This window comes from Rhodococcus sp. MT28 (assembly GCF_058792695.1).
Genome location: NZ_JBXAFD010000007.1, coordinates 210,591 through 237,416, shown reverse-complemented (window position 1 = coordinate 237,416; position 26,826 = coordinate 210,591). Strand labels below are relative to the sequence as shown.

Below are 26,826 nucleotides of genomic sequence, written 5' to 3'. Positions count from 1 at the left end.
TGGACGCGCTGAACGTAGCGAGGGGGTCCGACAGATTGTGGCCCGGAACGCACGGGATCGACCGTCCGTCAAGGAGGTCACGAATTGGTAACAATAAATATGAGGGGTTCCTCAGGTTTCTGAAAATCCCGGTAACAGTCCCAGGCAGGGCGTTCGCGACCTACTCGCGAGTCACTTTCTCGAAGTCTCGTGAGGAAGATCACGGCCCCGAAAGTCCAGATTTCCAGGGTGCCGACAAACGTGAGGAAATCCTCATGATTCTGTGTAAACCTTGTCTTGCACGAACGCCCTGACTCCGTCGATTCTCTCGACGAATTCGCGAGCACTTCAGCCGGGCAGCACACCGCAAATCCCACCTCGCCGCAGAGGTGACCAGGAGAGGACGTACGCGTGACGATCGATGACACGACACCTACAGGAAACGGACGCGACTCGAAGGGTGGACGCCGTTTCGGCGTCGATGGGGGACAGTCCCGCACGACCAGCAAAGGTGCCCTCGTCGATTCGCTGAACAACGGCGTTTCCTACGCAATCGCTTTCGGTGGACAGGGCGCTCCCTGGCTCACCTCGCTCGAGGAGCTCAGCCGTGACAACGGCCTGGAGCCCGTTCTGACCGATCTGGTCAACGACGCAGCAGCACGCCTCGTGCCCGTCGCGCAGGATCTCCTCGTGGTTCGCCCGGTCGGATTCGATCCGATCGCGTGGATGCTCGAAGCCGAGATCGTCGACGAAGAAGAAGGTGAGAAGTCGGCCGGGCCTTCCGCTGCCGCGCTCACCGCAGCTCCGGTGTCACTCCCCGGCGTCTTCCTCACGCAGCTTGCGGCGTTGCGTGCACTCTCCGCTCAGGGTCTGGATGTAGCCGGTAACCCGCCGGCTGCCGTCATCGGCCACTCGCAGGGCCTTCTGGCCACGGCTGCCGTAGCCGCGCAGGGCAACGACGACGGTGAACTCCTCGCCGTCGCACAGCTCGTCGGTGCTGCTGCCAGCTTGGTCGGCCGTCGCCGCGGCGTCATCGCCGGCGCCTCCGCGAAGCCGATGGTTGCGGTCTCGGGCGTCGATCCCGAGCGTCTCGCCGCCGTCGTCGCCGAGCTTGCCGAGGGTGTGGCGCCTGAGCGCGCGGCTGTCCTCGCCATCCGCAACGGCCGTCGCCGCGTCGTTCTCGCCGGGCCGCCCGCTCAGCTGGCACGCGTGCAAGAGCGTTGTGAACAGATCGAAGCCGAGGAAGCCCGCGAGCGTGAGGGTAAGAAGCGTGGCGGTTCCGTCTTCGCGCCGTCCTTCGATCCGCTCGACACCGAAATCGGCTTCCATCACCCCGCATTGACCGAGGCCGTCGAACTCGTCGGCAGCTGGGCGACCCGTTGCGGTCTCGACGCGGACCGTGCGCGCGAACTTGCGCAGGGTGTCCTCGTCGATCCGGTCGACTGGGTCGAGGCTGTCGACGGCGCAATCTCCGCCGGCGCCAAGTGGATTCTCGATCTCGGACCCAGCGATCAGCTGACCCGTATGACGTCCTCTTCGCTGCGTGGACAGGGCATCGGCATCATTGCCGCAGCCACCCGCGGCGGACACCGCAATCTGCTCACACCCGGTGCAGCACCTGAGGTCTCACGTTCGTGGTCCGAGTTCGCGCCGAAGCCCGTTGCGCTTCCCGGCGGCCGTATCGGCGTCGAGACCGCGTTCACGAAGCTGACCGGTCGTTCACCCATCCTGCTCGCAGGTATGACGCCGACGACGGTCGACGCCAAGATCGTTGCCGCGGCAGCCAATGCCGGTCACTGGGCCGAGCTTGCCGGTGGCGGGCAGGTCACCGAAGAAATCTTCGAAGACCGTGTCGCAGAGCTGAAGATGCTGCTCGAGCCGGGCCGCGCGGTCCAGTTCAACTCCCTGTTCCTCGACCCGTACCTGTGGAAGCTGCAACTCGGTGGCAAGCGCCTCGTCCAGCGTGCCCGTACCGCCGGTGCTCCCATCGACGGCGTCATCGTCACCGCCGGTATCCCGGAACTCGAAGAGGCTGTTGCTCTCATCGACGAGTTGTCCGAGATCGGCATCACCAACATTGCATTCAAGCCCGGCACCGTGGCGCAGATCCGCTCCGTGATCCGCATCGCCAACGAGGTTCCGAACTTCCCGGTCATCGTCCACATCGAAGGCGGCCGCGCCGGCGGACACCACTCGTGGGAAGACCTCGACGACCTGCTCCTCGACACGTACGCCGAGCTGCGTACACGCCCGAACCTGGTCATCTGCGTCGGTGGCGGCATCGGAACACCCGAGCGCGCAGCCGATTACCTGACCGGTCGCTGGTCTGCCGCAGCCGGTTTCCCGGCCATGCCCGTCGACGGCATCCTGGTCGGCACCGCAGCCATGGCGACTCTCGAGGCCACCACCTCTCCCGAGGTCAAGCAGCTCCTCGTCGACACACCCGGTACGCCGGACTGGGTCGGTGCAGGTACCGCTGAAGGCGGAATGGCCTCCGGCCGTAGCCAGCTCGGTGCCGACATCCACGAGATCGACAACGCGGCTTCGCGTACCGGGCGCCTCCTCGACGAGGTTGCCGGCGATTCCGAGGCAGTGGCCGAGCGCCGCGACGAGATCATCGCCGCCCTCGACGTCACCGCCAAGCCGTACTTCGGCGACGTCGAGACCATGACGTACGCACAGTGGCTGCGCCGCTACCTCGAGCTGACCGTCGGCATCGACGCGGCGAAGGAATTCGACTGCGGCGCCGATCTTCAGGACGCCATCGTCGAGGCGACGTCGAGCCCGTGGCTCGACATCACCTGGCGTGCTCGCTTCGGCGAGATGCTCCAGCGCACCGAGGCGCGTCTGCACCCGGTCGACCGCGGCCCGATCCCCACGCTGTTCGCTGACGCCGAGACCCTCGAGCGCCCCGAGGCTGCGATCTGCGCACTGCAGGCGTCGTACCCGGACTACTCGACCACCGTTCTGCATCCCGCAGACGTCTCGTTCTTCATCTCGTTGTGCAAGACGCCGGGCAAGCCGGTCAACTTCGTTCCCGTCGTCGACGGTGACGTGCGTCGTTGGTGGCGCAGCGACTCCCTGTGGCAGGCACACGACCCCCGCTACACCGCCGATCAGGTTTGCGTCATCCCCGGCACCGTTGCCGTCGCCGGCATCACCCGTGTCGACGAGCCGGTCGGTGACCTGCTCGATCGCTTCGAGAAGGCGACCTACGACGAATTGGTTGCTGCCGGAACCACTCCGGTTGCACTCGCGAGCCGTCGCCACCAGGATTCCGCACCCGGACTTCTCGACGCCGTTCTCTCGGCTCCTGACCTCCAGTGGGCCGGCCGCCTGACCCAGAACCCCGTCCGTCGTCTCGGCGACCTCGACGAGTGGAGTGCAGAGTCTGCCGACAAGGCAGTTCACGGCACCACCGGTTCCAGTCTGACCGTCGTCGATTCCTCGCACGTGCTGCTTTCGGTTCCGTTGGTGGCAGGCAAGTCCGTCGACATCACGATCACGATCCCCGAGTCCGTCGTCGACGGCGGCGCTCCGGTTGTCACCGAAGCCGATGCCGAAGGTGCGATGTCCGCGCTCCTGGCAGTTGCTGCCGGACAGGAACTTCCGACAGTCAAGAACGGCAAGGCTCGCCTCAACGTCGCGTGGGTTCCCGATCGCATCGCCGATCACGCCGGTGTCACCGGTTCGGGTCTGCCCACCACGCTCAGTGTCAGCGGCAAGGCTGTTCCGGACGTCGTCGTCGGAGCATGCTGGCCTGCAGTGTTCGCAGTCCTCGGCGCAGCCAAGCTCGACAGTCTTTCCGTTATCGAAGGCATGCTCGACCTGGTCCACCTCGACCACACCGTCGACTTCGTCGGTGAACTTCCCTCCGAGACAAGCATTCTCGTGGTCAATGCCGAGGTCGCCTCGGTTCTCGACACCGACCTCGGTCGTGTCGTCGAGGTCAAGGTCGAGGTCGGTGCCATGCTCGGCGAGGGCCTCGACGCCCCCGCAGTCGTCACCATGACCGAGCGTTTCGCGATCCGCGGACGCACCGGTGCAGGCGAACTCGCCGACCCGGCTCGCGCCGGTGGATCGATCAGCGATGCGGCTGTCGACACCTCGCGTCGTCGTCGCCGTGACGCGAAGATCCTCGCTCCGGTCAGCATGGGCGCGTTCGCTCAGGTTTCCGGTGACCACAACCCGATTCACACCTCCGACAACGCCGCTCTGCTGGCCGGCCTCGGAACCCCGATCGTGCACGGCATGTGGCTCTCCGCCGCAGCGCAGCAGGTAGTCACCGCAGTCGACCCGGCCGAGACCCGCGTCCCGCCGCGCCGCCTGACCGCCTGGACCGCCCGCTTCCTCGGGATGGTTCGCCCCGGCGCCGAGATCGACGTCCGCGTCGACCGTGTCGGCATCGACCAGGGCGCAGAAATCGTCGAGGTCGGCTGCCGCATCGACGGCGAACTGGTCATGGTCGCCACCGGCCGCACTGCCGCAGCGAAGACCGTCTACGCCTTCCCCGGCCAGGGCATTCAGCGCCCGGGCATGGGCCTCGACGCTCGCGCACGCTCCAAGGCCGCCCGCGACGTCTGGGAGCGCGCGGACAAGCACACTCGTAAGGCACTCGGATTCTCGATTCTCGCTGTCGTGCGCGACAACCCGGTGACCGTCAAGGCCCGTGGTGTCGAGCACAGGCATCCCGACGGCGTCCTGCACCTGACTCAGTTCACCCAGGTGGCCATGGCCGTTCTCGGTGTTGCCCAGGTTGCCGAGCTGCGCGAATCCGGAACCTTCATCGAGGATTCCCTTCTGGCCGGTCACTCGGTCGGTGAGTACAACGCACTCGCTGCTGTCGCCGAGGTTTTCCCGCTCGAAGCACTTCTCGAGGTCGTCTTCCAGCGTGGCTCCGCCATGCACCAGCTCGTTCCCCGTGACGAAGCCGGACGCTCCGACTACCGCATGGCCGCTATTCGCCCGTCGCAGATCGGTGTTTCCGACGACGACGTGCAGGGCTTCGTCGCCGGTGTCGCCGAGACCTCCGGTGAGTTCCTCGAAATCGTCAACCTGAACCTGCGCGGCAGCCAGTACGCCATTGCCGGTTCGGTAGCCGGTCTCGACGCACTCGAGGTCGAAATCGATCGTCGCCGAGCAGAATTCGGTGGCAAGCGGGCATACATCCAGGTTCCCGGCATCGACGTGCCGTTCCACTCCACCGTCCTTCGCGGTGGCGTGGCGGACTTCCGCGTGTGCCTGCAGGACTTGCTCCCGCACGACATCGATCCGGACATCCTGATCGGCCGCTACATCCCGAACCTGGTTCCGAAGCCGTTCTCGCTGCGTCGTGACTTCGTTCAGGAAATCGCCGACCTGGTGCCGTCCGAGCCGCTGCAGGAAGTCCTCGCAGACTTCGACAGCTACGCAACGCGCACTCACGAGTTGTCCCGCATCATCCTGATCGAGCTGCTGGCTTGGCAGTTCGCCAGCCCGGTCCGTTGGATCGAGACGCAGGACCTGCTCTTCGGTGACGAGTCCGAAGGTGGACTCGGGGTCGAACGCTTCGTCGAGATCGGTCTCGGCGCTGCCCCGACCGTTGCAAACCTCGCGTCGCAGACCCTCAAGCTGCCGGGCCGCTTCGGCTACCCGGTCGAGGTTCTCAACGTCGAGCGCGAAGCCGCGATCGTCTACGGCACCGACGTCGACCCCGCTGTCGATGACGACGACGAGATCGAAGCGCCTGCCGCGCAGGCTGCTCCGGCCGCCGCGGCCGCTGCTCCGGTTGCCGCTGCCGCGCCGGCTGCACCTTCGGGTGGACCGCGTCCGGACGACCTCACCTTCAAGGCGCCCGACGCCACGAAGGTCCTGATCAGCCTGTGGACCAAGCTCCGTCCCGATCAGGTCGGCCCCGCGGACACGATCGAGGCACTGTGCGACGGCGTTTCCTCGCGTCGCAACCAGCTTCTGGTCGACCTCGGCTCCGAGCTCTCCCTCGGTGCCATCGACGGGGCCGCAGACGCCGACATGGGCTCCCTGGGGGCAACCGTCGACAAGCTCGCCCGTACGTACAAGCCGTTCGGACCGGTGCTCTCCGATTCGATCAACGATCACCTGCGTAAGGTCTTCGGCCCCTCGGGCAAGCGTCCCGGCTACATCGCCGACCGCGTCAAGAAGGTCTGGGAACTGGGCGACGGCTGGGCACACCACGTCACCGCAGCAGTGGCTCTCGGTACCCGTGACGGCGCCAGCATCCGCGGCGGCGACCTCGGTGGCCTGAGCTCCGGCGCACTGGCCGACGCGGCAGCAGTGGACGCAGTCATCGACAGCGCAGTTGCCTCGGTCGGGTCTGCTCGTGGAGTCAGTGTCTCGTTGCCCGCTACCGGCGGCGGAAGCGGCGGAACTGTCGACGCAGCTGCTCTGGGTGAGTTCACCGAGAACATCACCGGTCGCAACGGCGTTCTGGCCTCGGCCGCACGCCTGGTACTCGAGCAGCTCGGACTGAACGAAGAAACGGCAGTCGCGACGGTCGAGGACACCGAACTGGTCGACCTGGTCTCGGCTGAACTCGGCTCCGACTGGCCGCGTCTGGTTGCTCCGGCATTCGACGCGCAGAAGGCCGTGCTGCTCGACGACCGCTGGGCAAGTGCGCGTGAGGATCTCGCTCGCATTTGGCTCGGTGACACCGCGTTGTCGGTCGAGAACTTCATCGGTGCCGGCTCCACCGTCGCCGCACAGGCGAAGTGGTGGGCCACCCGTGCAACCGACGAAGGCCGCACCCCACTCGCCGAGGTCTACACCCGCATCGCTGATGCGGCTGCTGCGGCAGAATCCGACGCACCCGAGTGGGCAGGCGAGGTCGCAGTAGTGACGGGCGCCAGCAAGGGTTCCATCGCGGCAGCGGTCACGGGCAAGCTCCTTGCCGGTGGCGCAACGGTATTCGTGACCACCTCGCGACTCGACGGTCAGCGTCTCGGCTTCTACCGCGACCTGTACCGCGAGAATGCTCGCGCCGGTGCAGCCCTCTGGGTGGTTCCCGCGAACATGGCGTCGTACACCGACGTCGACGCACTGATCGACTGGATCGGCAACGAGGCCACCGAGAACGCAGGCGGCGCAAAGAAGCTCATCAAGCCGGCCATGACGCCGACGATGCTCTTCCCGTTCGCAGCTCCCCGTGTCGGCGGCGAACTCTCCGACGCCGGCGCTCGCGCCGAAATGGAAATGCGCGTGCTGCTCTGGTCGGTGGAGCGCCTCATCGGCGGTCTGTCGAAGATCGGTTACGACAGCGATGTCGACACGCACCTGCACGTAGTGCTGCCCGGTTCGCCGAACCGCGGAACGTTCGGCGGCGACGGTGCATACGGTGAGGCCAAGGCTTCGCTGATCGCCGTGGTCAACCGCTGGAAGGCCGAGCGCAACTGGGCCGAGCGGGTCACGTTGGCACATGCGGTCATCGGTTGGGTTCGCGGAACCGGACTCATGGGTCACAACGATCCGATCGTCGACGCAGTCGAAGCTGCGGGCGTCCGCACCTGGTCCACCCAGGAGATGGCGACCCAACTGCTGAAGACGGCAACCCGCGAGTCGCGGCGCGCTGCTGCCGAGGCCCCGCTCGAGGTCGACCTGACCGGCGGACTGTCCGAGGCCAACCTGGATCTGGGTGCTTTGGCCAAGGAAGCTGCCGAGGTTGCCGAGATCGCCGAAGCTGTCGACGAAGCAGTGGACGAGTCCAGCATCCTGGCGCTGCCCGCGCCGGCTCGCATCGACGACTCGGTCAAGGCTCCGAGCTGGCCCGAACTGGACGTCACCCCCGCGGACCTCGTGGTCATCGTGGGTGCCGGAGAGCTCGGACCCTACGGTTCCTCGCGTACCCGCTTCGAGATGGAGGTCGACGAGCAGCTCTCTGCCGCAGGCGTTCTCGAATTGGCGTGGAACACCGGACTCATCGTCTGGGAGAACGACCCCAAGCCGGGCTGGTACGACGTCGAATCCGGTGACCTGGTACCCGAGGCGGAAATCGCCGACAAGTACCACGACGCAGTCGTCGAGCGTTGCGGCATCCGTCGCTACGTCGACGAGGGCGCGATGATCGACAACACCGCTCCGCTGCTCACCTCCGTGTTCCTGGACAAGGATCTGAGCTTCGTGGTCGGCAGTGAGGCAGAGGCTCAGGCCTTCGTCGAATCCGATCCGGAGAACACGACGGCGACGGTTTCCGCCGAGTCCGGAGACTGGACGGTCACCCGCCGCGCAGGCACCGAGATCCGCGTCCCGCGCAAGATGAAGCTGACTCGCAGTGTCGGCGGCCAGATTCCGACCAACTTCGACGTCACCAAGTGGGGCATCCCCGCCGACATGGCAGATTCGGTCGACCGCGTCGGCCTCTGGAACATCGTCGCAACGGTGGACGCCTTCCTCACCGGCGGCTTCACTCCGAGCGAACTGCTCCGCTGGGTACACCCGAGCCTGGTCGCCAACACGCAGGGCACCGGCATGGGCGGCATGACCTCCATGAGGAGCCTGTACATCGACACGCTGCTCGGCGAGAACCGTCCGAACGACATCCTGCAGGAAGCGCTGCCGAACGTCATTGCAGCGCACGTCGTTCAGTCGTACGTCGGCGGTTACGGTGCGATGGTTCACCCCGTCGCCGCCTGCGCCACGGCAGCGGTATCCGTCGAAGAAGGCGTCGACAAGATCCGACTCGGCAAGGCGCAGTTGGTTGTTGCCGGCGGGTTCGACGATCTGAGCACGGAAGGCATCATCGGCTTCGGCGACATGTCGGCCACTGCCAAGACCGAGGACATGCATGCCAAGGGCATCGAGGATCGCCGCTTCTCGCGGGCCAACGATCGTCGCCGCGGCGGATTCGTCGAGTCGGCCGGTGGCGGAACGATTCTCCTCGCTCGCGGTGACCTGGCACTCGAGATGGGTCTTCCCGTCCTCGGTGTGGTCGCCTGGGCCGGATCGTTCGCCGACGGTGTCCACACCTCGATCCCGGCACCGGGACTCGGAGCACTGGGCGCCGGACGTGGGGGAGCGGATTCGCAGCTCGCACTCTCGCTCAACGCACTCGGCGTGAGCGCCGACGACATCGCCGTGATCTCCAAGCACGACACCTCCACTGCCGCCAACGATCCCAACGAGGCAGAGCTGCACGAGCGCCTCGCCGGGGCATTGGGACGCAGTGAAGGCGCGCCGATGTTCGTGGTCTCGCAGAAGAGCCTGACCGGTCACGCCAAGGGTGGTGCCGCAGCCTTCCAGCTGATCGGGCTCTGCCAGGTACTGAGCCAGGGCATCGTCCCGCCGAACCGCAGTCTCGACTGCGTCGACGACAAGATGGCCGAGTTCGAGCACCTCGTGTGGGCACGTCAGCCGCTCAAGTTCGGTGATCAGCTTCCGCTGCGTGCCGGCCTGCTGACCAGCCTCGGCTTCGGTCACGTCTCCGGCCTGATCGCAGTCGTGCACCCGCAGGCATTCGTCGAGTCGGTTCCGGCCGACAAGCGTGACGCCTATGTTGCTGCGGCCCAGCAGCGGACGATCGACGGTCAGCGTCGCCTCGCGAAGGCGATGTGCGGTGGCGACAGCCTCTACGAGCGCCCGGCGGATCGTCGCCTCGGTGCCGACGGAACGCCGGCCAAGGCGTCGCGTCAGCTCGAAGCGGACATGCTGCTGAGCGAGGACGCACGACTCGGCGCAGACCAGGTGTACCGCTCGAATCTGCCCGGCTGCAAGTAGTAGTCACGGTATGGGAGTTCTGGGTATCGGTTTCGACCTCGTGACGGTGTCGGAGTTCGCCGAGCAATTGAACAGGCCGGGAACGGCAATGCTCGACAACTTCACACCGGGCGAGCGTCGAGACGCCGCTACCCGGAGCTCCGAACCGGCACGACATTTCGCCGCCCGGTGGGCTGCGAAGGAAGCAGTGATCAAGGCATGGTCCACTGCTCTCTTCGCCGGCCCACCGGTGCTGGGGGAAATGATCCACAATCAGATCGAGGTCGTCTCGGACGCCTGGGGGCGCCCCGGCATCCGGCTTCGCGGTGACGTGGCCAAACACCTGACCGGAGTGAAGATTCATATTTCGCTCACGCACGACGGGGACATGGCGGGCGCTTTCGCGGTCATCGAATCCGACCCGGAGTAGCACTGCCGGACACGAAAGAGCCGGTCTCCCAAGGGGAGACCGGCTCTTTGTCGTCCGACTAGTCCTTCGTGCGGGATTCCTTCTCGGCGACGAGGAGATACGCGATCATCAACCTTTTCAGTTCGGCGACGGCGTCGGCATGCGACTGACCGTCCTGAACCGAGAAATTGAGCATCGAATACACCACGTGGACAAGAACTTCCGCCATCATCAGGCGACGATCTCGCCGCGTACGAGGCGTCAACGGGCCGAGCATTTTCGCTACGGTCTCGGCGAACTGCTTTTCGTGAATGACTCCGGTTGCCCGCGTGGACGGCGTTGACTGCATCGCCAGCCAGACCTCGCGGCGCGACGGATCAGACGTCCACAGCCCGGCCATGTGATCGACGAAACTGTTCAGGAACCGCAACCAGTCGAGCGAGGGTACTTCGCCGCCGAACTGAGCAAGCTCGTGCTGGACCCCGACGAGGTCCTGGCGGTTCAATTCGCACACGATGACGTACTTGTTCGCGAAGAACTGGTAAAGCGTCCCAATCGGGACGTCAGCACGTGCCGCGACTTCTTCACAGGTGAACGATTCGAAACCGACATCGGTGAGGAGTTCCCGTGACGCAGCCAGGAGTGCGTCGAATTTACGCTGGCTGCGCTCTTGCGTCGGACGCTTGCGCGGCAGCAGTTCCTGCGGTTCTTCGAGGCTCTGGGGATTCTCCAGTGCTGGGTCGACTCGTCGCCGCGCGCGGTGACGAGTCGTGGGCTGCACGTCTTCCAGGCTATCGGTGTTTTCTGTCGAATTTGGGACTTGTGCATTATCCGGTGTCATCGGCCACCTACTTCGGCGGTCGTGATCGGTCGAAACGCACCGCGCAGGTGCGCGCACACGAGTCCCGATGCTGTTGCCACACCTCGATACTAGGTGACCAACTGTCCAGTAGCCGAAGAGGTTGCTGCGCGGTGTGGCGCAACGGCGATCCTGGCGCCTGCCTACGTCCGATTCGGGCAGACTGAGATTCTTCGGGCACACCGAGATTCGATGCCGAGGAGAGGGAGACGATGACGGAAGAACTGCGAACCGCGGTAGGTGAACTCATGCCGCGTGCCCGTGAGGATCTGAGTGCACTTGTGGCGATGAAGTCCGTCGCCGATGCACGGCAGTACCCGCCGGAAGAATGCGCGGCCGCTGCGCATTGGGTCCTGGAGGCATTCCGGGCTCAGGGTTTCGCCGATATCGAGGCGATCGAGACCTCCGACGGTTCGGCCGCGGTTGTCGGGCGTCGACCAGGCCCGGGCGGTGCTCCGACCGTTCTGCTGTACTGCCACTACGACGTTCAGCCGCCCGGAAGCGAAGAGCTCTGGGGCTCCCCGCCTTTCACGCTCACCGAGCGCGACGGACGGTGGTACGGACGGGGCGCTTCCGACTGCAAGGGCAACGTCGTCATGCATCTGACAGCTCTGCGAGCGCTCGCCGCAGCCGGTGTGGATCCGAGCGTCCACCTGACGCTCGTCGCCGAAGGATCCGAGGAGATGGGCACTGGCGGTCTCGAGGATCTGGTGCGAGAGCGGCCCGAACTTTTTGCAGCCGACATGATCCTGATCGCCGATACCGGCAACACCGAAGTCGGGGAGCCGACGATCACGACGTCATTGCGCGGGATCGCGAACGTTGTGGTCCACGTGTCGACGCTCGAGGGTGAGATTCACTCCGGTGTCTTCGGTGGACCGGCGCCCGATGCGATCACCGCGCTGGTGCACATACTCTCGACGCTGCACGACAGCGCCGGAAACACCACTGTCGAAGGCTTGACCAACGACCAGGAATGGGCGGGTGTCAGTTATGACGGCGATCAGTTCCGCTCCGACGCCGGGGTGCTCGAAGGGGTGCAGCTGACTGGTTCCGGTTCGGTCGCCGAGCAGGTGTGGGCTCGTCCGGCGCTGACCATCCTGGGTATCGACTGCCCGCCGGTCGTGGGTTCGGCGGCGGCGATCACGCCCCGCGCGTCGGCGCGCCTGAATCTTCGTGTCCCGCCTGGCACGGATCCGGCGCAGGCACAGAAGTTGTTGACGGACCACCTCCGCGCGGCGGCGCCGTGGGGCGTCCACATCGAGGTCGTTCCGGAATCGACGGGATCGCCGTTCTCGTCCTCGACGGAGGGTGCAGGTTTCGCGCAGCTGAAGTCCGCGCTCACCGATGCCTACGGCCGCGAAGTCGGATTTGCCGGCCAAGGGGGATCGATACCGCTGTGCAGTGCACTGGCCGAGCAGTTCCCCGACGCGGAGATCGCGTTGATCGGCGTCGAGGAACCGCAATGCCGCATTCATGCGCCCGACGAAAGCGTCGACCCGTCGGAGATCGAGAATCTCGCTTTCGCGGAGGCTCTGTTCTTGAGCCGGTACGGGAGTTAGACCGACAGATCGCGTCGTAGCTTGGCGACGTGGCCGGTGGCCCGGACGTTGTACTGGGCCACCTCGATCTTGCCTTCCTCGTCGACGAGGAACGTCGAGCGGATGACGCCCTGGACGGTCTTGCCGTACATCTTCTTCTCACCGAACGCGCCCCAGGCTTCGAGCGTCGCCTTCTCGGGATCGGAGAGCAGCGGGAAGGTCAACTCTTCGGTATCGCGGAACTTCGCGAGTTTTGCGGGCTTGTCCGGCGAGATTCCGATGACTTCGAGGCCGGCGCCGTTCAGCTCGGCGAGGCTGTCACGGAAGTCGCAGGCCTGCTTGGTGCACCCCGGGGTGCTGGCCGCCGGGTAGAAGTACACGATGACCTTGCGGCCGCGGTAATCGTGAAGGGAAACCTCGTTGCCATCGGCGTCTGGGAGCGTGAAATCCGGCGCGACGTCGCCGGCGGACAATCTACTGTTCTCGGTCACGGGAATCGAGGTTAGTCGAGAAATTGCGCGGCAGGTGGGCGCGAGGGCATTCTGCTCCTCTACGGTAGAGCGAAGTGTCGGCGCGCTGCGTCCGCACAGCAGACCCGCACACAGAGCAGCAGAACACAGACAAGTTGGAGGACACGTGCCCAGGGACACCGAGAGCATCGAACGCGAGATCGAGAAGGCGCGTAACCAGCTCGCGAGCACACTCGACGAACTGACGGTCCGCACCACCCCGAAGCGGCTGGTCGAGAACACCAAGAAGACGGTGCTCGCCAAGCTCAACGAGCCGGCAGTGAAGTACGCGCTGATCGCAGTCGGTTCAGTGGTGGGACTACTCGTGGTCCGGAAGATCATTCGCTGACCCGAGTTGTCGAAGACAGAACATGAAGAAGGCCCCCACCTGGTGAGGTGGGGGCCTTCTTGCAAGTGCGCCCACAGGGACTCGAACCCCGGACCCAGTGATTAAGAGTCACTTGCTCTACCAACTGAGCTATAGGCGCTCGCTCTTGCGAGACAGAACATTAGCCGACAGGCTCAGGAGTTTGCAAAACGCGTGTTCATCGTGGTGACGATGGTTACATCGCTTCCGGAAGTCACGAGTGTGGAGGGTGCGAATCCGGCCAGCGGACGGTGCTTTCCAACTGCTGTGCGACGGCGAGAATGGTCGGTTCACCACCGCTGCGCCCGACCAGTTGGACGCTCAGGGGGAGTCCGCGTTCGGAGAACCCGGCGGGCACAGCGGCCGCCGGGTTGCCGCAGACATTCCAGATCGAACAGTAGGCGGCGATCGGCAACGCCTTGCGGACTGCTGACAGAAGGCCGGTTCCTTCGAGTTGTCCGATCGGGCGTGGCAGCGCGGGCGTGGTCGGCATCAGGACCAGGTCGAAGGTGTCGAAGACCTGGTTGACCGTCGCTGCGATTCGCTCACCTTTGCGGTAAGCGAATTTCCCGACGCGCGCGGGAGCGGCTATCCGGCCGATCGACGCGAGTGCTCGTGTGCGCTTCTCGAGTAACGCTGGATGATCGACGCGCAGTGCTTCGTCGCGGACGCCGCCGAGTACCTGCGGGAGAAATGCTGCAGTTGCGTCCGGGTACTCGGGATCGTGTTCTTCGACGTGATGTCCCAACGCGCTCAACATCTCTGCGATCGAATGCACCGCGGCAACGACCTCCGGGGACGGGCGGACGCCCCGGACCGGACTCCGGGTGGACACTGCAATGCGAAGTGGCGCGGGCGCCGACGCGGCTGACTCGGCAAAGCTGGTGCGGAGCGTTTCGGCTGTGTAGTCGTCGGTCCCGGTGGTACCGGTGATCACGTCGTACACGAGCGCGCTGTCCTCGACGGAACGAGTGAGAGGCCCTAGTGTGCCGAGTCCGCGCCAGAGGTTTCGGTTCGGCGCGGTGCTCACCCGACCGCGCTGCGGTTTGAGTCCGAACAACCCGCAGAACGCCGAAGGCAGTCGGATGGAACCGCCGCCGTCGCCGCCGATTGCCGCTGCGACCATGCCCGAAGCGACGGCCGACGCAGATCCTCCGCTCGATCCGCCGGTGGATATGCCAGTGTCCCAAGGGTTTCTGGTGTAGCCGTTTGCGGCGGTCTCGGTGAAGGGCCAGATGCCGAACTCGGGCATCGTCGTCTTGCCGACAATCACTGCGCCGGCCTCGCGCAAACGGCGAACGACCTCCGAGTCAGCGGAGGCGATGCGAGTTGCTGCCGCACCGCCGTACGTCGTGGGCGTTCCGGCGACGTCGTTCTCGTCCTTGATCGCGATCGGGACTCCGTGCAGTGGGCCCAGGCTGTGGCCGTCGGCCTGGCGCTGATCGAGACGTGTCGCTTCGTCGAGCGCTTCGTCTGCGAGAACTCGCACAAAAGCATTGAGCGTCGAATCGAGGCGTTCGATACGGCGAAGTGTGTTCTCGGTGAGCTCGCGGGCCGATATTTCTCCGGACCGGATCAGAGCGGCCTGACCCGCAACCCCGGCAAATGCCAGCTCGCTGCCCGGTGTGGTTTCGCGCTCGGTCATCAATCCTCCAGGCCGTGGTTCCGATAACTGTGAAGTCTATTCACCACAACCTGTTCACCACGACACAAAGAAAAATCCCCACCTTCCGAAGAAGGTGGGGACCTTTGCAAGTGCGCCCACAGGGACTCGAACCCCGGACCCAGTGATTAAGAGTCACTTGCTCTACCAACTGAGCTATAGGCGCTCGCTCTTGCGAGACAGAACATTAGCCGAATCGCCGGTTCGGGAGCAAATCGCCAGGTGGAGGCGTCACCGCTGTAGTCCGATCGGAGGAAATCCGCTGAAAGCGGTAACAAAACGGACGGTTCGGAGCGATTGATACTTGAACGTTACTGACGGCGTGGCCTTTCATGACCGTTGGTAACGAGCGCGCCTGGCATCATTGGTGCAGCGCAGTCATACCGCAAGTCCCACTTGCCTTCCGGTAAGTGGGATTCGCATGTGACGCGGAAGTTAGTCGGAGAAATTGTGAAGCGGAGTCGAACGATGAGTCGTCAAAGGTGGGGTCTGTCCGTGCGCGGGGGGAACGGTCGAGCGTCGAAGGGCGCGGCGATGATCGCGGCGTCTCTCGGTGCTCTCGTTCTGATGACCGCGTGCACGTCGGGCGGCAAGGACGTCAGTACCGAAGGGTCGGCGCCGATCGATTCCAATCCGCTCACCGAACTCATCAAGCCGAAGCTCACCTCGACCGCTGCCGACGGTGCTGTCGGCTTCTCGCCGGGCGACCCGGTCAAGATCAACGTCGCTGACGGCGCTCTGTCCGACGTGACGATGGTCAATCAGGACGGCAAGGCAGTTGCCGGCGCGATTGCTGCCGACGGTGCGTCGTGGACCACCACCGAGCCACTCGGCTACAACCGCAAGTACAAAATCGAGGCCCGCGCATTCGGATTGGGTGGCGCAAGTACGACGGTCACGTCCTTCACCACCAGCGCACCCGGCAACGTCACCAAGCCGTACGTCTTGCCCAACGAGGGTGACGTGGTCGGCATCGGTCAGCCCATCGCGGTGCAGTTCGACGAGAACATCCCCGATCGCAAGGCTGCCGAAGCCGCGATCACCGTCACCACGACTCCGGCCGTCGAAGGTGCGTTCTACTGGGTCAACAATCGTGAGGTCCGTTGGCGTCCGGAGAACTACTGGGCACCGGGCACCAAGGTCGACGTGAGCGTCGACGTGTACGGGCGCAATCTCGGCAAGGGAGTCTTCGGGCAGGAAGACGCCAAGAGTTCCTTCACCATCGGTGATGCCGTCATCGCCACGGCGGACGACAACACCAAGCAGGTCACTTTCCAGGTCAACGGTGAGACCGTCATGACCATGCCCACCTCCATGGGCAAGGACAGCACTCCCACCGACAACGGCGTCTACATCATCGGTGACCGCTTCGCGAACATGATCATGGACTCGTCCACGTACGGCGTCCCGGTCACCTCGGCGCAGGGTTACAAGACCCCCGTCGACTGGGCGACCCGAATGTCCTACAGCGGCATCTTCTTCCACTCGGCGCCGTGGTCGGTCGGGCAGCAGGGCTACTCCAACACCAGTCACGGCTGCCTCAACCTGAGCCCGTCCAACGCCAAGTGGGTCTACGACAACACCAAGCGTGGGGACATCGTCGTCGTCAAGAACACCGTCGGCGGCACTCTCTCCGGCACCGACGGCCTCGGTGACTGGAACATCCCCTGGAGCGTCTGGAAGACCGGCAACGCGGACGTCTGAGTGCGTCCCTGAAGCCTTGAACGGCAGAATGCCCCCGACCGTCCGGTTGGGGGCATTCTGCATCTGTACACCTTTTGTGAGCGAAAGTGCCTCTCGGTCTGTCTGAGGCGACGGGAGGTACGTTCGCTCGGTGTCAGCGTCGACCGAACGCGTCCACTCCGGTCATCTCAGCGGACAGTGCCCACAATCTGCGTGCGTCGGCGGGATCGGTAGCCCAAGGCTTCACGCCGCCGACGCTCATGTCATCAGTCTGCGCGACGTCCGCGATGTTGCAGTCCTGGAGATACGCGCCGGAGTGATCGGCGAGTATCGGTGCCGTCGCTGCCCACACCGTTGTAGCGGCGCCCTGGGAGGGAGTCTTGAACCCCGGCACGGCGTCGCCATTCGACGTCGTCCATCCGAGATCGTGTTTCTCCGATGCCGAGAAGTGACGTTGAAGGGGAGTGAGGATGCTCCCGGGATGGACGGAGAACGCACTGATACCGCGTGAAGCACCGGAGTTCGCCAGCTGTACAGCGAATAGAGCATTTGCAGTCTTGGCTTGACCGTACGCAAGCCAGCGGTCGTAACCGTTGCGGAAATGTATGTCATTCCAACGCACTCCCGACAGAAAATGTCCCGCCGACGAGACAGCGACGACGCGAGAGCCGTTTGCGGGCATGGCTGGCACAAGCAGGTTCACCAGTACAAAGTGCCCGAGGTGATTGATCGCGAATTGTGATTCCCATCCGGAGCCGACACGGCGTTCCGGGCAGGCCATGACCCCCGCATTGCAGATGATGATGTCCGGAGTGATCCGGGATTCGAGAATTTCTCGCGCACACGATCTGACACTGCTCGGGTCCGACAGGTCGCACGCTCGCACTTCGATACCCGGAAGGTCGGCCACCGCCCTCCGTGCCTGTTCTGGTCGGCGGGCAAGAACTACAACTCGCGCGCCGACCGAAGAAAGTGACTGCGAAATCTCATATCCGAGTCCGGAGTACCCGCCGGTGACCAAAGCCGTAGTGCCTGTTAAATCTTGTCCGGCAAGTACGTCGTCGGCAGTGGAGACTCGGGAGTATCCGGTGCTGATTTTGCGCTGGATGGAATTCATGACTGCGACCGTAAAATCTGGAGTGCACTCCAGGTCAAGGAAAGGTCGCCAGGTAATGCGCGAACTGTCAATCGGTGACGTCGCTGTCCAGACCGGAATCAGTATCGATTCCCTTCGATACTTCGAACGTGAGGAATTGCTCGTTCACGAGGTGGCGCGCTCGGCAGGTGGGCGTCGGGTGTACTCCGAAAGCGATGTCTCTTGGTTGAAGCTGTGCAATCGATTCCGAGACTCGGGTATGCCGATCGCAACGATCCGCGAATTCGCCGCACTCGTCAGGTCAGGGCCGGGAAACGAGAAGGAACGGCTTTCACTTTTACAGTCGCATGAGGAGTTGATTCGATCCAGGATCGCTGCGATGCAGGAAAACCTGAACGTCATCCACGACAAGGTTTCGGCGTACGAGCGACATGTTCGCGAGGGGACCGTCGTAGGTGTCTGGGAGCCGCAACCGTCGCCCGAGTGATCGACGGCTGGGCCATTTGCGGCGAATTCCAGCTACCCCGATGCGAGCGAAAGTGGCTTTCGGTCTTTCTGAGGCGACCAGAGGTACGTTCGCTCGGCTCGGGCACGGGTTGCTCGGGAGCGCGCGATTTGTCGCGGTCGCCACCCCACCCACTTCGGGTGAACGTATCGCTGCCCCCGCCAGAGAAGGGGAGCGATACGTTCACCCGGCTGTGGAAGGGGAGATTGCGGCTGGCGCACAAACCAAAAGAACCCCCGAAAATGTCTTTCGACATCTTCGGGGGTTCCGCTTGGGTGAGCGACGGGACTCGAACCCGCGACAGCCAGGATCACAACCTGGTGCTCTACCAACTGAACTACGCCCACCATTGCCTCGGCCACCGGTTTGACCCGGCTGCTTTGACGAAAGAGATACTAGCGCGAAAGTCGGTCAGGAAGCCAATCGGCAGGTCAGGCGGGACCCAAGCCCTCTACGACGGCTGCAATCTCCGCGCTCGACGGTCCGGGCGCCGCGACGAATGCAGTGCCGCGGTAGTACTTGAGTTCGCGGATGGATTCCTTGATGTCGGCGAGTGCCCGGTGGGCGAGACCTTTTTCGGGCTGGCCGAAGTAGATTCGCGGGTACCAGCGGCGGGAGAGTTCTTTGATGGAGCTGACGTCGATCATCCGGTAGTGCAGGTATGTGTCCAGCGCCGTCATGTCCCGTGAGATGAATCCGCGGTCGGTGGCGATTGAATTGCCTGCCAGGGGAGCCGTACCGGCGACGGGAACGTGCTTGCGGATGTACGCGAGCACCTCTTTCTCCGCCTCGGCGAGGGTGACCGTCGACTTACGAACCTCTTCGGTCAGTCCCGACTTTGCGTGCATCTTCTTCACGACGTCGGGCATTGCAGCCAACGCGTCGTCGTCGGCGTGGATGACGATGTCCACACCTTCGCCCAAGATGTTCAAGTCGCTGTCGGTCACCAGAGCCGCAATCTCGATGAGTTTGTCCGACTCGAGTCGCAGCCCGGTCATTTCGCAATCGATCCATACCAATTTGTCCTGCACCAGGAACACAGTAGTGCGCGCGGGCGCGGGATAAGGTCTGCGGTGGAAACTCGACGTGTGTGAGACGGCGTTCGGGTGATGACAAGAACTTCGCCGCATTGCAACGAGGAGGGCTTTTCGATGACCGTGGATCCGAAGGACGGAGCAGCGCCGCCGACGCCGGCGGAGAAGGCGAAAGCGGCCAAGGCTGCCGCTGCCGAAGCCGCTCGGATTGCAGCTGAAGCCGCTGCAGCAGCTGAGGAAGCAGAGAAGGAAGCGGCTGCCGCCGAGGCCGAAGCATCGGCCGGAGCCACCCCCGCTGCTCAGGCGCCCTCGGGTGCTGCCGCTGAAATCGCGGCGGGCTATTCATCCGAGGGGCGGGCACTCGAGCTCGGCTCGGTGGTGATCGACGGTGTGGCAGATCCCACCGCACGGGTGCGGATTCCGTTGGCGACGATCAACCGTCACGGTCTGATCGCCGGTGCGACGGGTACCGGCAAGACCAAGACGTTGCAGGGCATCGCCGAGCAGCTGTCCGCCGCGGGTGTGCCGGTTGTGATGGCCGACGTCAAGGGCGATCTCTCGGGTCTGTCGAAGGCGGGGGATCCGAGCGAGAAGATGAAGTCTCGCGCAGTCGAGACGGGCGACGATTCGTGGACTCCCGCTGGGATGCCAGTCGAGTTCTTGTCGTTGGGAACGGACGGAATCGGTATCCCGGTGCGCGCGACCATCACCAGTTTCGGGCCGATCCTGCTCAGTAAAGTGTTGGGCCTCAACGAGACCCAGGAATCGACACTCGGGCTGATCTTCCACTGGGCCGACACTCAGGGCCTCGCCCTGCTGGACCTCAAGGATCTGCGTTCGGTCATCGCGCACCTGACGAGCGCTGAGGGCAAGGCCGATCTGAAGGGTATCGGCGGAGTTTCCTCGGCGACGGCGGGAGTGATTCTGCGCGCGTTGGTCAACCTCGAAGCAGATGGTGGTGACACCTTCTTCGGTGAACCGGAACTCGAAACCGAGGATCTGCTGCGTGTCGTCGGCGGTGCCGGTGTGATCACGCTGTTCGAACTCGGTGCCCAGGCGGCGCGCCCGGCAATGTTCTCCACCTTCCTGATGTGGGTGCTCGCGGACCTGTTCCAGACGCTGCCCGAAGAGGGAGATCTGGACAAGCCGAAGCTCGTGTTCATCTTCGACGAGGCGCACCTTCTGTTCGCGGACGCGTCGAAGGCCTTCCTTCAGCAGGTGGAACAGACGGTCAAGCTCATTCGTTCCAAGGGCGTCGGTGTGTTCTTCTGCACGCAACTTCCGACCGACATTCCGAATTCGGTGCTGTCACAGTTGGGTGCGCGGGTTCAGCACGCCCTGCGTGCCTTCACGCCCGACGATCAGAAAGCCCTCAACAAGACCGTCCGCACGTACCCGAAGACCGAGCACTACGACCTGGAAAAGGCACTGACTTCACTCGGCATCGGTGAAGCCATCGTGACCGTACTCTCGGAAAAGGGTGCGCCGACGCCGGTGGCCTGGACCAAGATTCGTCCTCCGAGGTCGCTGATGGACACCATCGGCAACGACGCGATCAAGGCGGCCGCGTCGTCGAGTCCCCTGAATCAGAAGTACGGCCAGACCATCGACCGCGAGTCGGCGTACGAGAAGCTGACGGCCAAGGTGGCCGGTGCTCCGACAGCGGATCAGTCCCTGGATCTTCCGTCGCTGCCCGATCTGCCGCCACCGCCGCCGGCCGAGCCGGAGGGCCCCAACATCGCCGAGCAGATCTTGGGCAACTCGGCTGTCAAGAGTTTCCTGCGCTCGGCGGCTTCGGCTGCGGGACGCGAGATTTCGCGAAACATCTTCGGCACCGGTAGTCGCCGCAGGCGCTGAGGCTCAGGCGCCCGCGAGGTCAGATGCCGACCTCGCGGGCCAGCAGGTCGTTGATCGATTCGCGCCTGATCAACGGCCGCGCAATCCCGCCCAGCACGGCGACGACCGGCGGCCGGCCGACGCTGTTGTAGGTGGAGGCCATGCTGTGGTGGTATGCGCCCGTACACGGCACTGCCAACAGGTCACCTTCATGTAGGTCGGCGGGAAGCCTTGCTCCGACGGCAATTTCGTCGCCCGATTCGCAGTGTCGCCCGGCGACGGTGACTTCCTGGAGCGGTGCGCGCGAATGTCGGTTCACCAGTTCGACGTCGTAGTGGCTGTCGTACAACGACACCCGAGGGTTGTCGCTCATCCCGCCGTCGACGGAGACGAAGGTTCGTCCCCCGCTGATCGTCTTGATGTTCTGTACGCGATAGAGCGTGACTCCGGCCCGCGCGGCGATCGCTCGGCCAGGCTCGAGCACGATTTCGGGGCGAGGGAAGCGGTTTCGGGTGCACGCGTCGTCGAGAGTTTCGTCGATGACGTGAGCGAGGCGGGTCAGATCCAATTGGGCGTCTCCCGGCATGTATGCGATCCCATGGCCACCGCCGAGATCGAGTTCGGTGAGGATGATTCGATGCGTGCGTCGTATGTCGTCCATCTGTGCGATCATCGTCTCGATCGCGGGGCGGAAGAGTTCGGGATCGGTGATCTGGGAGCCGAGATGGCAATGCAGGCCGATGAGTTGCAGGTGCGTCGCGTTGGCGACGACGGATACCGTATGTTCCAGTTCTTCGGAAAACGCTGGTAGGCCGAACTTTTGGTCCACGATGCCCGTGGACACTGCCTTGTGTCCGTGTATGTCGATGCCGGGTGTGACTCTGACCAACACCTTCTGTCGGTGGGTGCACACCGACGCGAGCCGTACCGCTTCGCTGGGGGAGTCGAGGACGATCCGGCCGACACCCGCGTTGACCGCCGCCCTCAGTTCGGAAACCGATTTGGCATTGCCGTGCAGGATGATTCGGTGGGGGTCCACGCCCGCGGCAAGCGCGACGGCGAGTTCACCGGCGGAACAGACATCCACCCCGAGTCCCTCGTCGGAGACCCAGGTAGCCATCGCTCGAATCATCAGTGCCTTGCCGGCGTACACGATCTCCGAGTCGGGGAAGATCTCTCGATACGTGCGGCAGCGGTGCCGCACGTCCGCCTCGTCGACGACGTACGTCGGTGTGCCGTACTGGTCCGCGATCTCTTCGAGGGAGACGTCGCCGATGCAGACACGCCCGCTGTGGTCGTGGCGAGTACTGATGGGCCACAACGCAGGATCCATACGCGGTGTCATTGCGCCGCGTAGGGAGGGGAAGATTTCGAGTAGCGTCACGTCGATCTCCTGAAGGTGACCCGCCGTGTTGCGGGCTACTTTCAGATCTACTCCCGAAGATCACCGGTGGGGCGGATCTTGACGCTTACTTGACGCGCCGCCGAACGAGGTTGACGCGGCTCTGACGGCCTCGGCACTGTGCCCGTGGACTCACTGTGCCCGTCGCCGCCTCCATCCGAACCAACCGAGCACCGCGAGCAATGCCACCGCGGCGCCTCCGCCGATGATCGTCGATCGGTCGGCGGACACACCAACGGACGGAGTTCCGCCGGGGCTCGGGGCGTAACCGGCGCCGTACACGGACTCGACCGCCGCTTGGATGTCGAACCCGGTTTCGGTAGCCGGCCCGCAGCTGTGCCCCTCGTGCTCGGCGTCGACGTCGTACGGCGCAGAAACGAACATCAGCTGCTCGGTGCCGAGCACGTAGCTTGTGCCACAACCGTTCCCGTTCGCGAGTGTCCCCACCGACGTCACCGATGCCAGATCGCCTTTGTAGACCCGGCTGACGTCGAACAGGTAGGTGTCCTCGAATCCGTCCGAAGTTTTCTCCGTCGGAGTCCCGAGGAAAACGGTGCTGGAGACGCTCACGGCTTCTTCCGGGGTAGCCGATGATGCGCACGAACATGCATTCGCTGCCGTGGGCAGCAGTAAGGGCAACCCTCCGGTCAAAAGAAGGATTGCCCCGACTGCCAGTGTTCTTCGCATCGCCATTAACCGACTATATGGTCTGCTATGGCCTGCTCTGAGAAGTTTGAGTGAATCAGCCGCCGAGCTTCTTGTAGAACGTGCCCACGATGGGCGCAACGACGGCACGCGGGCTGTAACCGCCCGCGACGGACATCGCCTTGCTCAAGATGCCCGGTACGACGCGCATCTTGTTCTCGGCCAGGCCGTCGAGCGAGACCTTGGCGGTGTACTCGCTCGAGATCCAGAAGAAGTCCGGGACGAGCTTGTCGACGATCGATGCTTCGGCCGGGTCCGGGGTTTCGGTGCGAACGGGGCCTGGCGCGAGCAGGGTGACGTTCACTCCGGTGCCCTTGAGTTCACCTCGCAACGATTCCGCGAAGGTGTTCACGAACGCCTTGGTGGCTGCGTACGTCGCGTTGTTGGGGATCGGCATGTTGCCGGCCGCGGACCCGACCATCAGGATGGCTCCGGACTTGCGCGCGAGCATGCCGGGCAGCACGGCCAGCGTGAGATCGTGCACTGCAACGGCGTTGAGCTCGACCTGGTCGCGCTCGTAGGCCGGGTCCAGCTCGGCGATCGGCCCGAAGGTGGCGATACCGGCGTTGTTGCACAGGATGCTGATGTCGCGGCCACCGAGTTCCTCGACCAGAACGGCACGCGCCGCGCTGTCGGAGAGGTCCGATGCACGGACCTCCACCTCGACGCCGTGCGCGGCGCGAAGCTTCTCGGCGAGGGCCTCCATGACCTCGCCACGACGGGCAACGAGGATCAGGGAGTGTCCGCGTGATGCCAGATCAGCGGCCAGTGCCTCTCCGATGCCGGAGGAGGCGCCGGTCACTACGGCGCGGGCTGTGGTTGTGGGTGTCGGCAGGCTCACGATCAGTCAGCGTAGCCGGTCAGATCTTCGCGGCCAGTCGTGTGCCCTGTTCGATGGCACGCTTGGCGTCGAGTTCGCCAGCGACATCCGCGCCGCCGATGATGTGGGTCACCACACCCGCGACGGTCAGTTCGTCCACGAGATCGCGAACCGACTCCTGCCCGGCGCAGATGACGATGGTGTCGACCTCGAGAAGTCGGGGCTTCTCGTGCTTCTCACCGAAGGTGATATGCAGGCCGGCGTCGTCGATGCGCTCGTAGTTGACGCCCGAGAGCTCGTGGACGCCCTTGTTCTTGAGGGCCGCCCGGTGGACCCAGCCGGTGGTCTTCGCGAGGCCGGCGCCGATGCGTCCTGGCTTGCGTTGGAGGAGATAGACCTCCCGCTCGGAGAGCCCTGGTACCGGAGTGGTGAGAGCGCCCGGGGCCATTTCGGGCTCGGTGACGCCCCATTCCTGCTTCCACTCCTTGAGATGAAGAGTGGGGGAAGTGGGGTGCGTGAGGAATTCGCTCACGTCGACGCCGATGCCGCCGGCACCGATGACGGCGACGGACTTGCCGACGGGCTTGCCCTCTCGGACGACCTCGGCGTAGGTCAGCACCTTCGGGTTCTCGATGCCGGGGATCTTGGGAACCCGCGGCGTCACGCCGGTGGCAACCACGACTTCGTCGAAGGAGCCGATGAGATCTGCCGGTGCGACGCGGGTTTCGAGCTTGACCGTCACTCCGGCCACGTCCAGCATGCGGGTGTAGTAGCGAATGGTCTCGGCGAACTCTTCCTTACCCGGAATGAGCTGTGCGATCCCGAATTGCCCGCCGATCTTGTCCGAGGCCTCGAACAACGTGACCGAATGACCACGCTGAGCAAGATTGAGTGCTGCGGAAAGTCCGGCAGGACCGGCGCCGACGACGGCGAGATTCTTGGTCCGCCGAGTGGGGGAGAGGATCAGCGTGGTCTCACGGCCCGCGCGCGGATTGAGCAGGCAGGAGACCTGCTTGTGAACGAAGGCGTGGTCGAGGCAGGCTTGGTTGCAGGCAATGCACGTGTTGATCTCGTCGGACGCTCCGCGTTCTGCCTTGTTCACCCAGTCGGGATCGGCGAGCATCGGCCTGGCCATCGAAATCAACTGCGCGTCACCGCGGTTGAGGATCTCTTCGGCAGTCTCGGGCATGTTGATCCGATTCGAGGCGGCTACCGGAATGCCGACGTGCTTCTCGAGCTTGCTCGTGATGTCCACGAAGGCTGCTCGGGGAACCGAGGTGACGATGGTGGGCACCCGTGACTCGTGCCATCCGATGTCGGTGTTGATGATCGTGGCGCCGGCAGCTTCGACTTCCTTTGCCAATGAGACGATTTCATCCCAGGTCTGACCGCCCTCGACCAGGTCTGCCATCGACAACCGGAACACGATGATGAAGTTCGGGCCGACGGCCTTGCGTGTGCGTCGCACGATTTCGACTGCCATGCGTCGACGGTTCTCGGAACTGCCGCCCCACTGGTCGGTGCGCTTGTTCGTGCGCTCGCAGAGGAACTGGTTGATGAAGTAGCCCTCACCGCCCATGATTTCGACGCCGTCGTAACCCGCGGACTTGGCCAGACGCGCGCAGCGAACGTAGTTCCGGATCTGCCAACGCACCCCACGGCCGGTCAGCTTGCGCGGACGGAACGGATTGATGGGCGCCTTGATCGACGACGCGGAGACACTGAACGGCTGGTAGCTGTAGCGGCCGGCGTGCAGGATCTGCATGGCGATCTTTCCACCCGCGTCGTGAACCGCCTTGGTGATCCGGCGGTGACGGCGCGCTTCGATGCGGTTGGTCAGCTTGGCGCCGAAGGGCAAGAGCCAACCGGTGCGGTTGGGCGCGTAGCCGCCGGTGATGATCAAGCCGACTCCGCCACGGGCACGTTCGGCGAAGTACTCGGCCAAGCGGTCGGTGTCCTTCGCGCGATCTTCGAGGCCGGTGTGGATCGATCCCATGACGACGCGGTTCTTCAGCGTCGTGAATCCGAGGTCGAGCGGTTCGAGCAGGCGGGGGAACTGTGTATCCGTCATGACTGAAGATGTCCTTCCGTGGCGTACTCGCCAGTGTCTTCGGTGGCGGGCTCGCCAGTGTCTTCGGTGGCGTACTCGCCGGTGTCTTCGATGGCGTACTCGCCAGTGGGCAATGCGTCCAGAACTTCCTGGCACCAGTCGGTGAATCCTTCCTCGACGCGGATGCCGCCGCGAAGTACGAGGTACTGGTGCAGTGAAGAGCCGGAAAGCGCCGCTGGATTGGGGAAGTCACGCTTTTCGATGAGTCGGTAGACGTCGAGGCGGGCGGCGTGGCCGTCGCGGTGGCGAGCGACTTCGCGTCGTAGAGCGGGGAGATCGGCGTGCGCAGCGGCCCTGATCTTGATGGCCAACTCGTTGCGCAGGTGGTTCGGTTCGGACGGCTCTGCGATCCATCGGGTCAGTTCGGCGCGGCCGGCATCGCTGACGCGGTACATCTTCTTGTCCGGTCGGCCGTCCTGCGCGATGGCCTCCACCTCCACCCAGCCTGCCTCGTCCATTCGCTTGAGGACTCGGTAGATCTGCTGGTGCGTCGCGCTGTGGAAGAAGCCGATCGACTTGTCGAACCGGCGTGTGAGGTCGTATCCCGACGCATCCTGTTCGGAAAGGGAGACGAGCAACGCATGTTCGAGTGCCATGGAAAAAGTA

The 26,826-nt window shown here is 64.3% G+C and carries 16 protein-coding genes, 3 tRNA genes and 1 pseudogene; 7 read left to right on the top strand and 13 right to left on the bottom strand.

Going from position 1 to position 26,826, the window contains the following annotated elements; genetic code table 11:
- Window positions 1–390 precede the first annotated feature (390 nt).
- Both AC1Q6C_RS25975 and acpS read left to right on the top strand, forming a co-directional pair.
- The gene (locus AC1Q6C_RS25975) at window positions 391–9,702 is read left to right on the top strand and encodes a fatty acid synthase subunit beta domain-containing protein (protein WP_492666889.1); all 9,312 of its coding nucleotides are present in this window, start codon (window positions 391–393) and stop codon (window positions 9,700–9,702) included.
- A 10-nt stretch (window positions 9,703–9,712) separates the two neighbouring features.
- A complete protein-coding gene (gene acpS / locus AC1Q6C_RS25970) occupies window positions 9,713–10,111 on the top strand; it encodes a holo-ACP synthase AcpS (RefSeq protein ID WP_003945362.1) in 399 nt (132 codons plus the stop codon).
- 58 nt (window positions 10,112–10,169) lie between these two features.
- Here acpS and AC1Q6C_RS25965 read toward each other — a convergent pair whose 3' ends face one another.
- Window positions 10,170–10,871 carry a TetR family transcriptional regulator gene (locus tag AC1Q6C_RS25965; RefSeq protein ID WP_003945379.1) on the bottom strand — a complete coding sequence of 234 codons (702 nt, stop codon included), beginning with the start codon at window positions 10,869–10,871 and terminating at the stop codon, window positions 10,170–10,172.
- A 290-nt stretch (window positions 10,872–11,161) separates the two neighbouring features.
- On the opposite strand from AC1Q6C_RS25965, the gene AC1Q6C_RS25960 reads away from it, so the two are divergent.
- Window positions 11,162–12,511: a dipeptidase gene (locus tag AC1Q6C_RS25960; protein WP_050656801.1), complete on the top strand. Its 1,350-nt coding sequence runs from the start codon at window positions 11,162–11,164 to the stop codon at window positions 12,509–12,511.
- Here the strand turns inward: AC1Q6C_RS25960 and bcp are convergent.
- Window positions 12,508–12,981, bottom strand: coding sequence for a thioredoxin-dependent thiol peroxidase (gene bcp, locus AC1Q6C_RS25955; RefSeq protein ID WP_007733290.1), 474 nt, complete (start codon window positions 12,979–12,981; stop codon window positions 12,508–12,510). The two genes, AC1Q6C_RS25960 and bcp, sit on opposite strands and share 4 nt — an antisense overlap.
- Before the next feature lie 145 nt (window positions 12,982–13,126).
- On the opposite strand from bcp, the gene AC1Q6C_RS25950 reads away from it, so the two are divergent.
- The gene (locus tag AC1Q6C_RS25950; protein ID WP_492666888.1) at window positions 13,127–13,348 is read left to right on the top strand and encodes a DUF3618 domain-containing protein; all 222 of its coding nucleotides are present in this window, start codon (window positions 13,127–13,129) and stop codon (window positions 13,346–13,348) included.
- A gap of 66 nt (window positions 13,349–13,414) precedes the next feature.
- Here AC1Q6C_RS25950 and AC1Q6C_RS25945 read toward each other — a convergent pair.
- The 3 genes from AC1Q6C_RS25945 to AC1Q6C_RS25935 all read right to left on the bottom strand — a co-directional run bounded on the left by AC1Q6C_RS25945 (window position 13,415) and on the right by AC1Q6C_RS25935 (window position 15,195).
- Window positions 13,415–13,487 (bottom strand) — tRNA-Lys (locus AC1Q6C_RS25945).
- Between the two features lie 93 nt (window positions 13,488–13,580).
- Window positions 13,581–15,011, bottom strand: coding sequence for an amidase (locus AC1Q6C_RS25940; protein ID WP_047270270.1), 1,431 nt, complete (start codon window positions 15,009–15,011; stop codon window positions 13,581–13,583).
- Between the two features lie 111 nt (window positions 15,012–15,122).
- Window positions 15,123–15,195, bottom strand: a tRNA-Lys gene (locus AC1Q6C_RS25935).
- Between the two features lie 368 nt (window positions 15,196–15,563).
- On the opposite strand from AC1Q6C_RS25935, the gene AC1Q6C_RS25930 reads away from it, so the two are divergent.
- Complete coding sequence (locus AC1Q6C_RS25930; protein WP_374229205.1) at window positions 15,564–16,733, top strand: L,D-transpeptidase; 1,170 nt, start codon at window positions 15,564–15,566, stop codon at window positions 16,731–16,733.
- A 133-nt stretch (window positions 16,734–16,866) separates the two neighbouring features.
- On the opposite strand, the gene AC1Q6C_RS25925 is transcribed toward AC1Q6C_RS25930, so the two are convergent.
- Window positions 16,867–17,829 (bottom strand): oxidoreductase, encoded by a 963-nt coding sequence (locus tag AC1Q6C_RS25925; protein ID WP_492666887.1) that lies wholly within the window; start codon window positions 17,827–17,829, stop codon window positions 16,867–16,869.
- A 55-nt stretch (window positions 17,830–17,884) separates the two neighbouring features.
- On the opposite strand from AC1Q6C_RS25925, the gene AC1Q6C_RS25920 reads away from it, so the two are divergent.
- Window positions 17,885–18,295 (top strand): MerR family transcriptional regulator, encoded by a 411-nt coding sequence (locus AC1Q6C_RS25920; protein WP_099698696.1) that lies wholly within the window; start codon window positions 17,885–17,887, stop codon window positions 18,293–18,295.
- Between the two features lie 292 nt (window positions 18,296–18,587).
- Here AC1Q6C_RS25920 and AC1Q6C_RS25915 read toward each other — a convergent pair.
- Together AC1Q6C_RS25915 and orn are read right to left on the bottom strand one after the other, a co-directional pair.
- A tRNA-His gene (locus AC1Q6C_RS25915) sits at window positions 18,588–18,660 on the bottom strand.
- Between the two features lie 84 nt (window positions 18,661–18,744).
- Entirely contained in the window at window positions 18,745–19,344 is a 600-nt protein-coding gene (gene orn, locus AC1Q6C_RS25910) for an oligoribonuclease (protein WP_024487359.1), read from the bottom strand.
- 120 nt (window positions 19,345–19,464) lie between these two features.
- Here orn and AC1Q6C_RS25905 point away from each other — a divergent pair, with 120 nt between their 5' ends.
- Window positions 19,465–21,204, top strand: coding sequence for a helicase HerA-like domain-containing protein (locus AC1Q6C_RS25905; protein ID WP_269613693.1), 1,740 nt, complete (start codon window positions 19,465–19,467; stop codon window positions 21,202–21,204).
- A 19-nt stretch (window positions 21,205–21,223) separates the two neighbouring features.
- Here AC1Q6C_RS25905 and lysA read toward each other — a convergent pair whose 3' ends face one another.
- From lysA to AC1Q6C_RS25880, 5 genes and pseudogenes are all read right to left on the bottom strand, one after another.
- On the bottom strand, window positions 21,224–22,567 hold the full coding sequence (lysA, locus tag AC1Q6C_RS25900; RefSeq protein WP_492666886.1) for a diaminopimelate decarboxylase: 1,344 nt from the start codon (window positions 22,565–22,567) through the stop codon (window positions 21,224–21,226).
- A 150-nt stretch (window positions 22,568–22,717) separates the two neighbouring features.
- Window positions 22,718–23,155 (bottom strand): hypothetical protein, encoded by a 438-nt coding sequence (locus AC1Q6C_RS25895; protein ID WP_492666885.1) that lies wholly within the window; start codon window positions 23,153–23,155, stop codon window positions 22,718–22,720.
- A gap of 172 nt (window positions 23,156–23,327) precedes the next feature.
- Window positions 23,328–24,131: a mycolate reductase gene (gene cmrA / locus AC1Q6C_RS25890; RefSeq protein ID WP_007733327.1), complete on the bottom strand. Its 804-nt coding sequence runs from the start codon at window positions 24,129–24,131 to the stop codon at window positions 23,328–23,330.
- 19 nt (window positions 24,132–24,150) lie between these two features.
- Complete coding sequence (locus tag AC1Q6C_RS25885) at window positions 24,151–26,181, bottom strand: FAD-dependent oxidoreductase (protein WP_492666884.1); 2,031 nt, start codon at window positions 26,179–26,181, stop codon at window positions 24,151–24,153.
- A gap of 110 nt (window positions 26,182–26,291) precedes the next feature.
- A pseudogene (locus AC1Q6C_RS25880) lies at window positions 26,292–26,816 on the bottom strand (PadR family transcriptional regulator); the annotation flags it as partial.
- Between the last annotated feature and the right edge of the window lie 10 nt (window positions 26,817–26,826).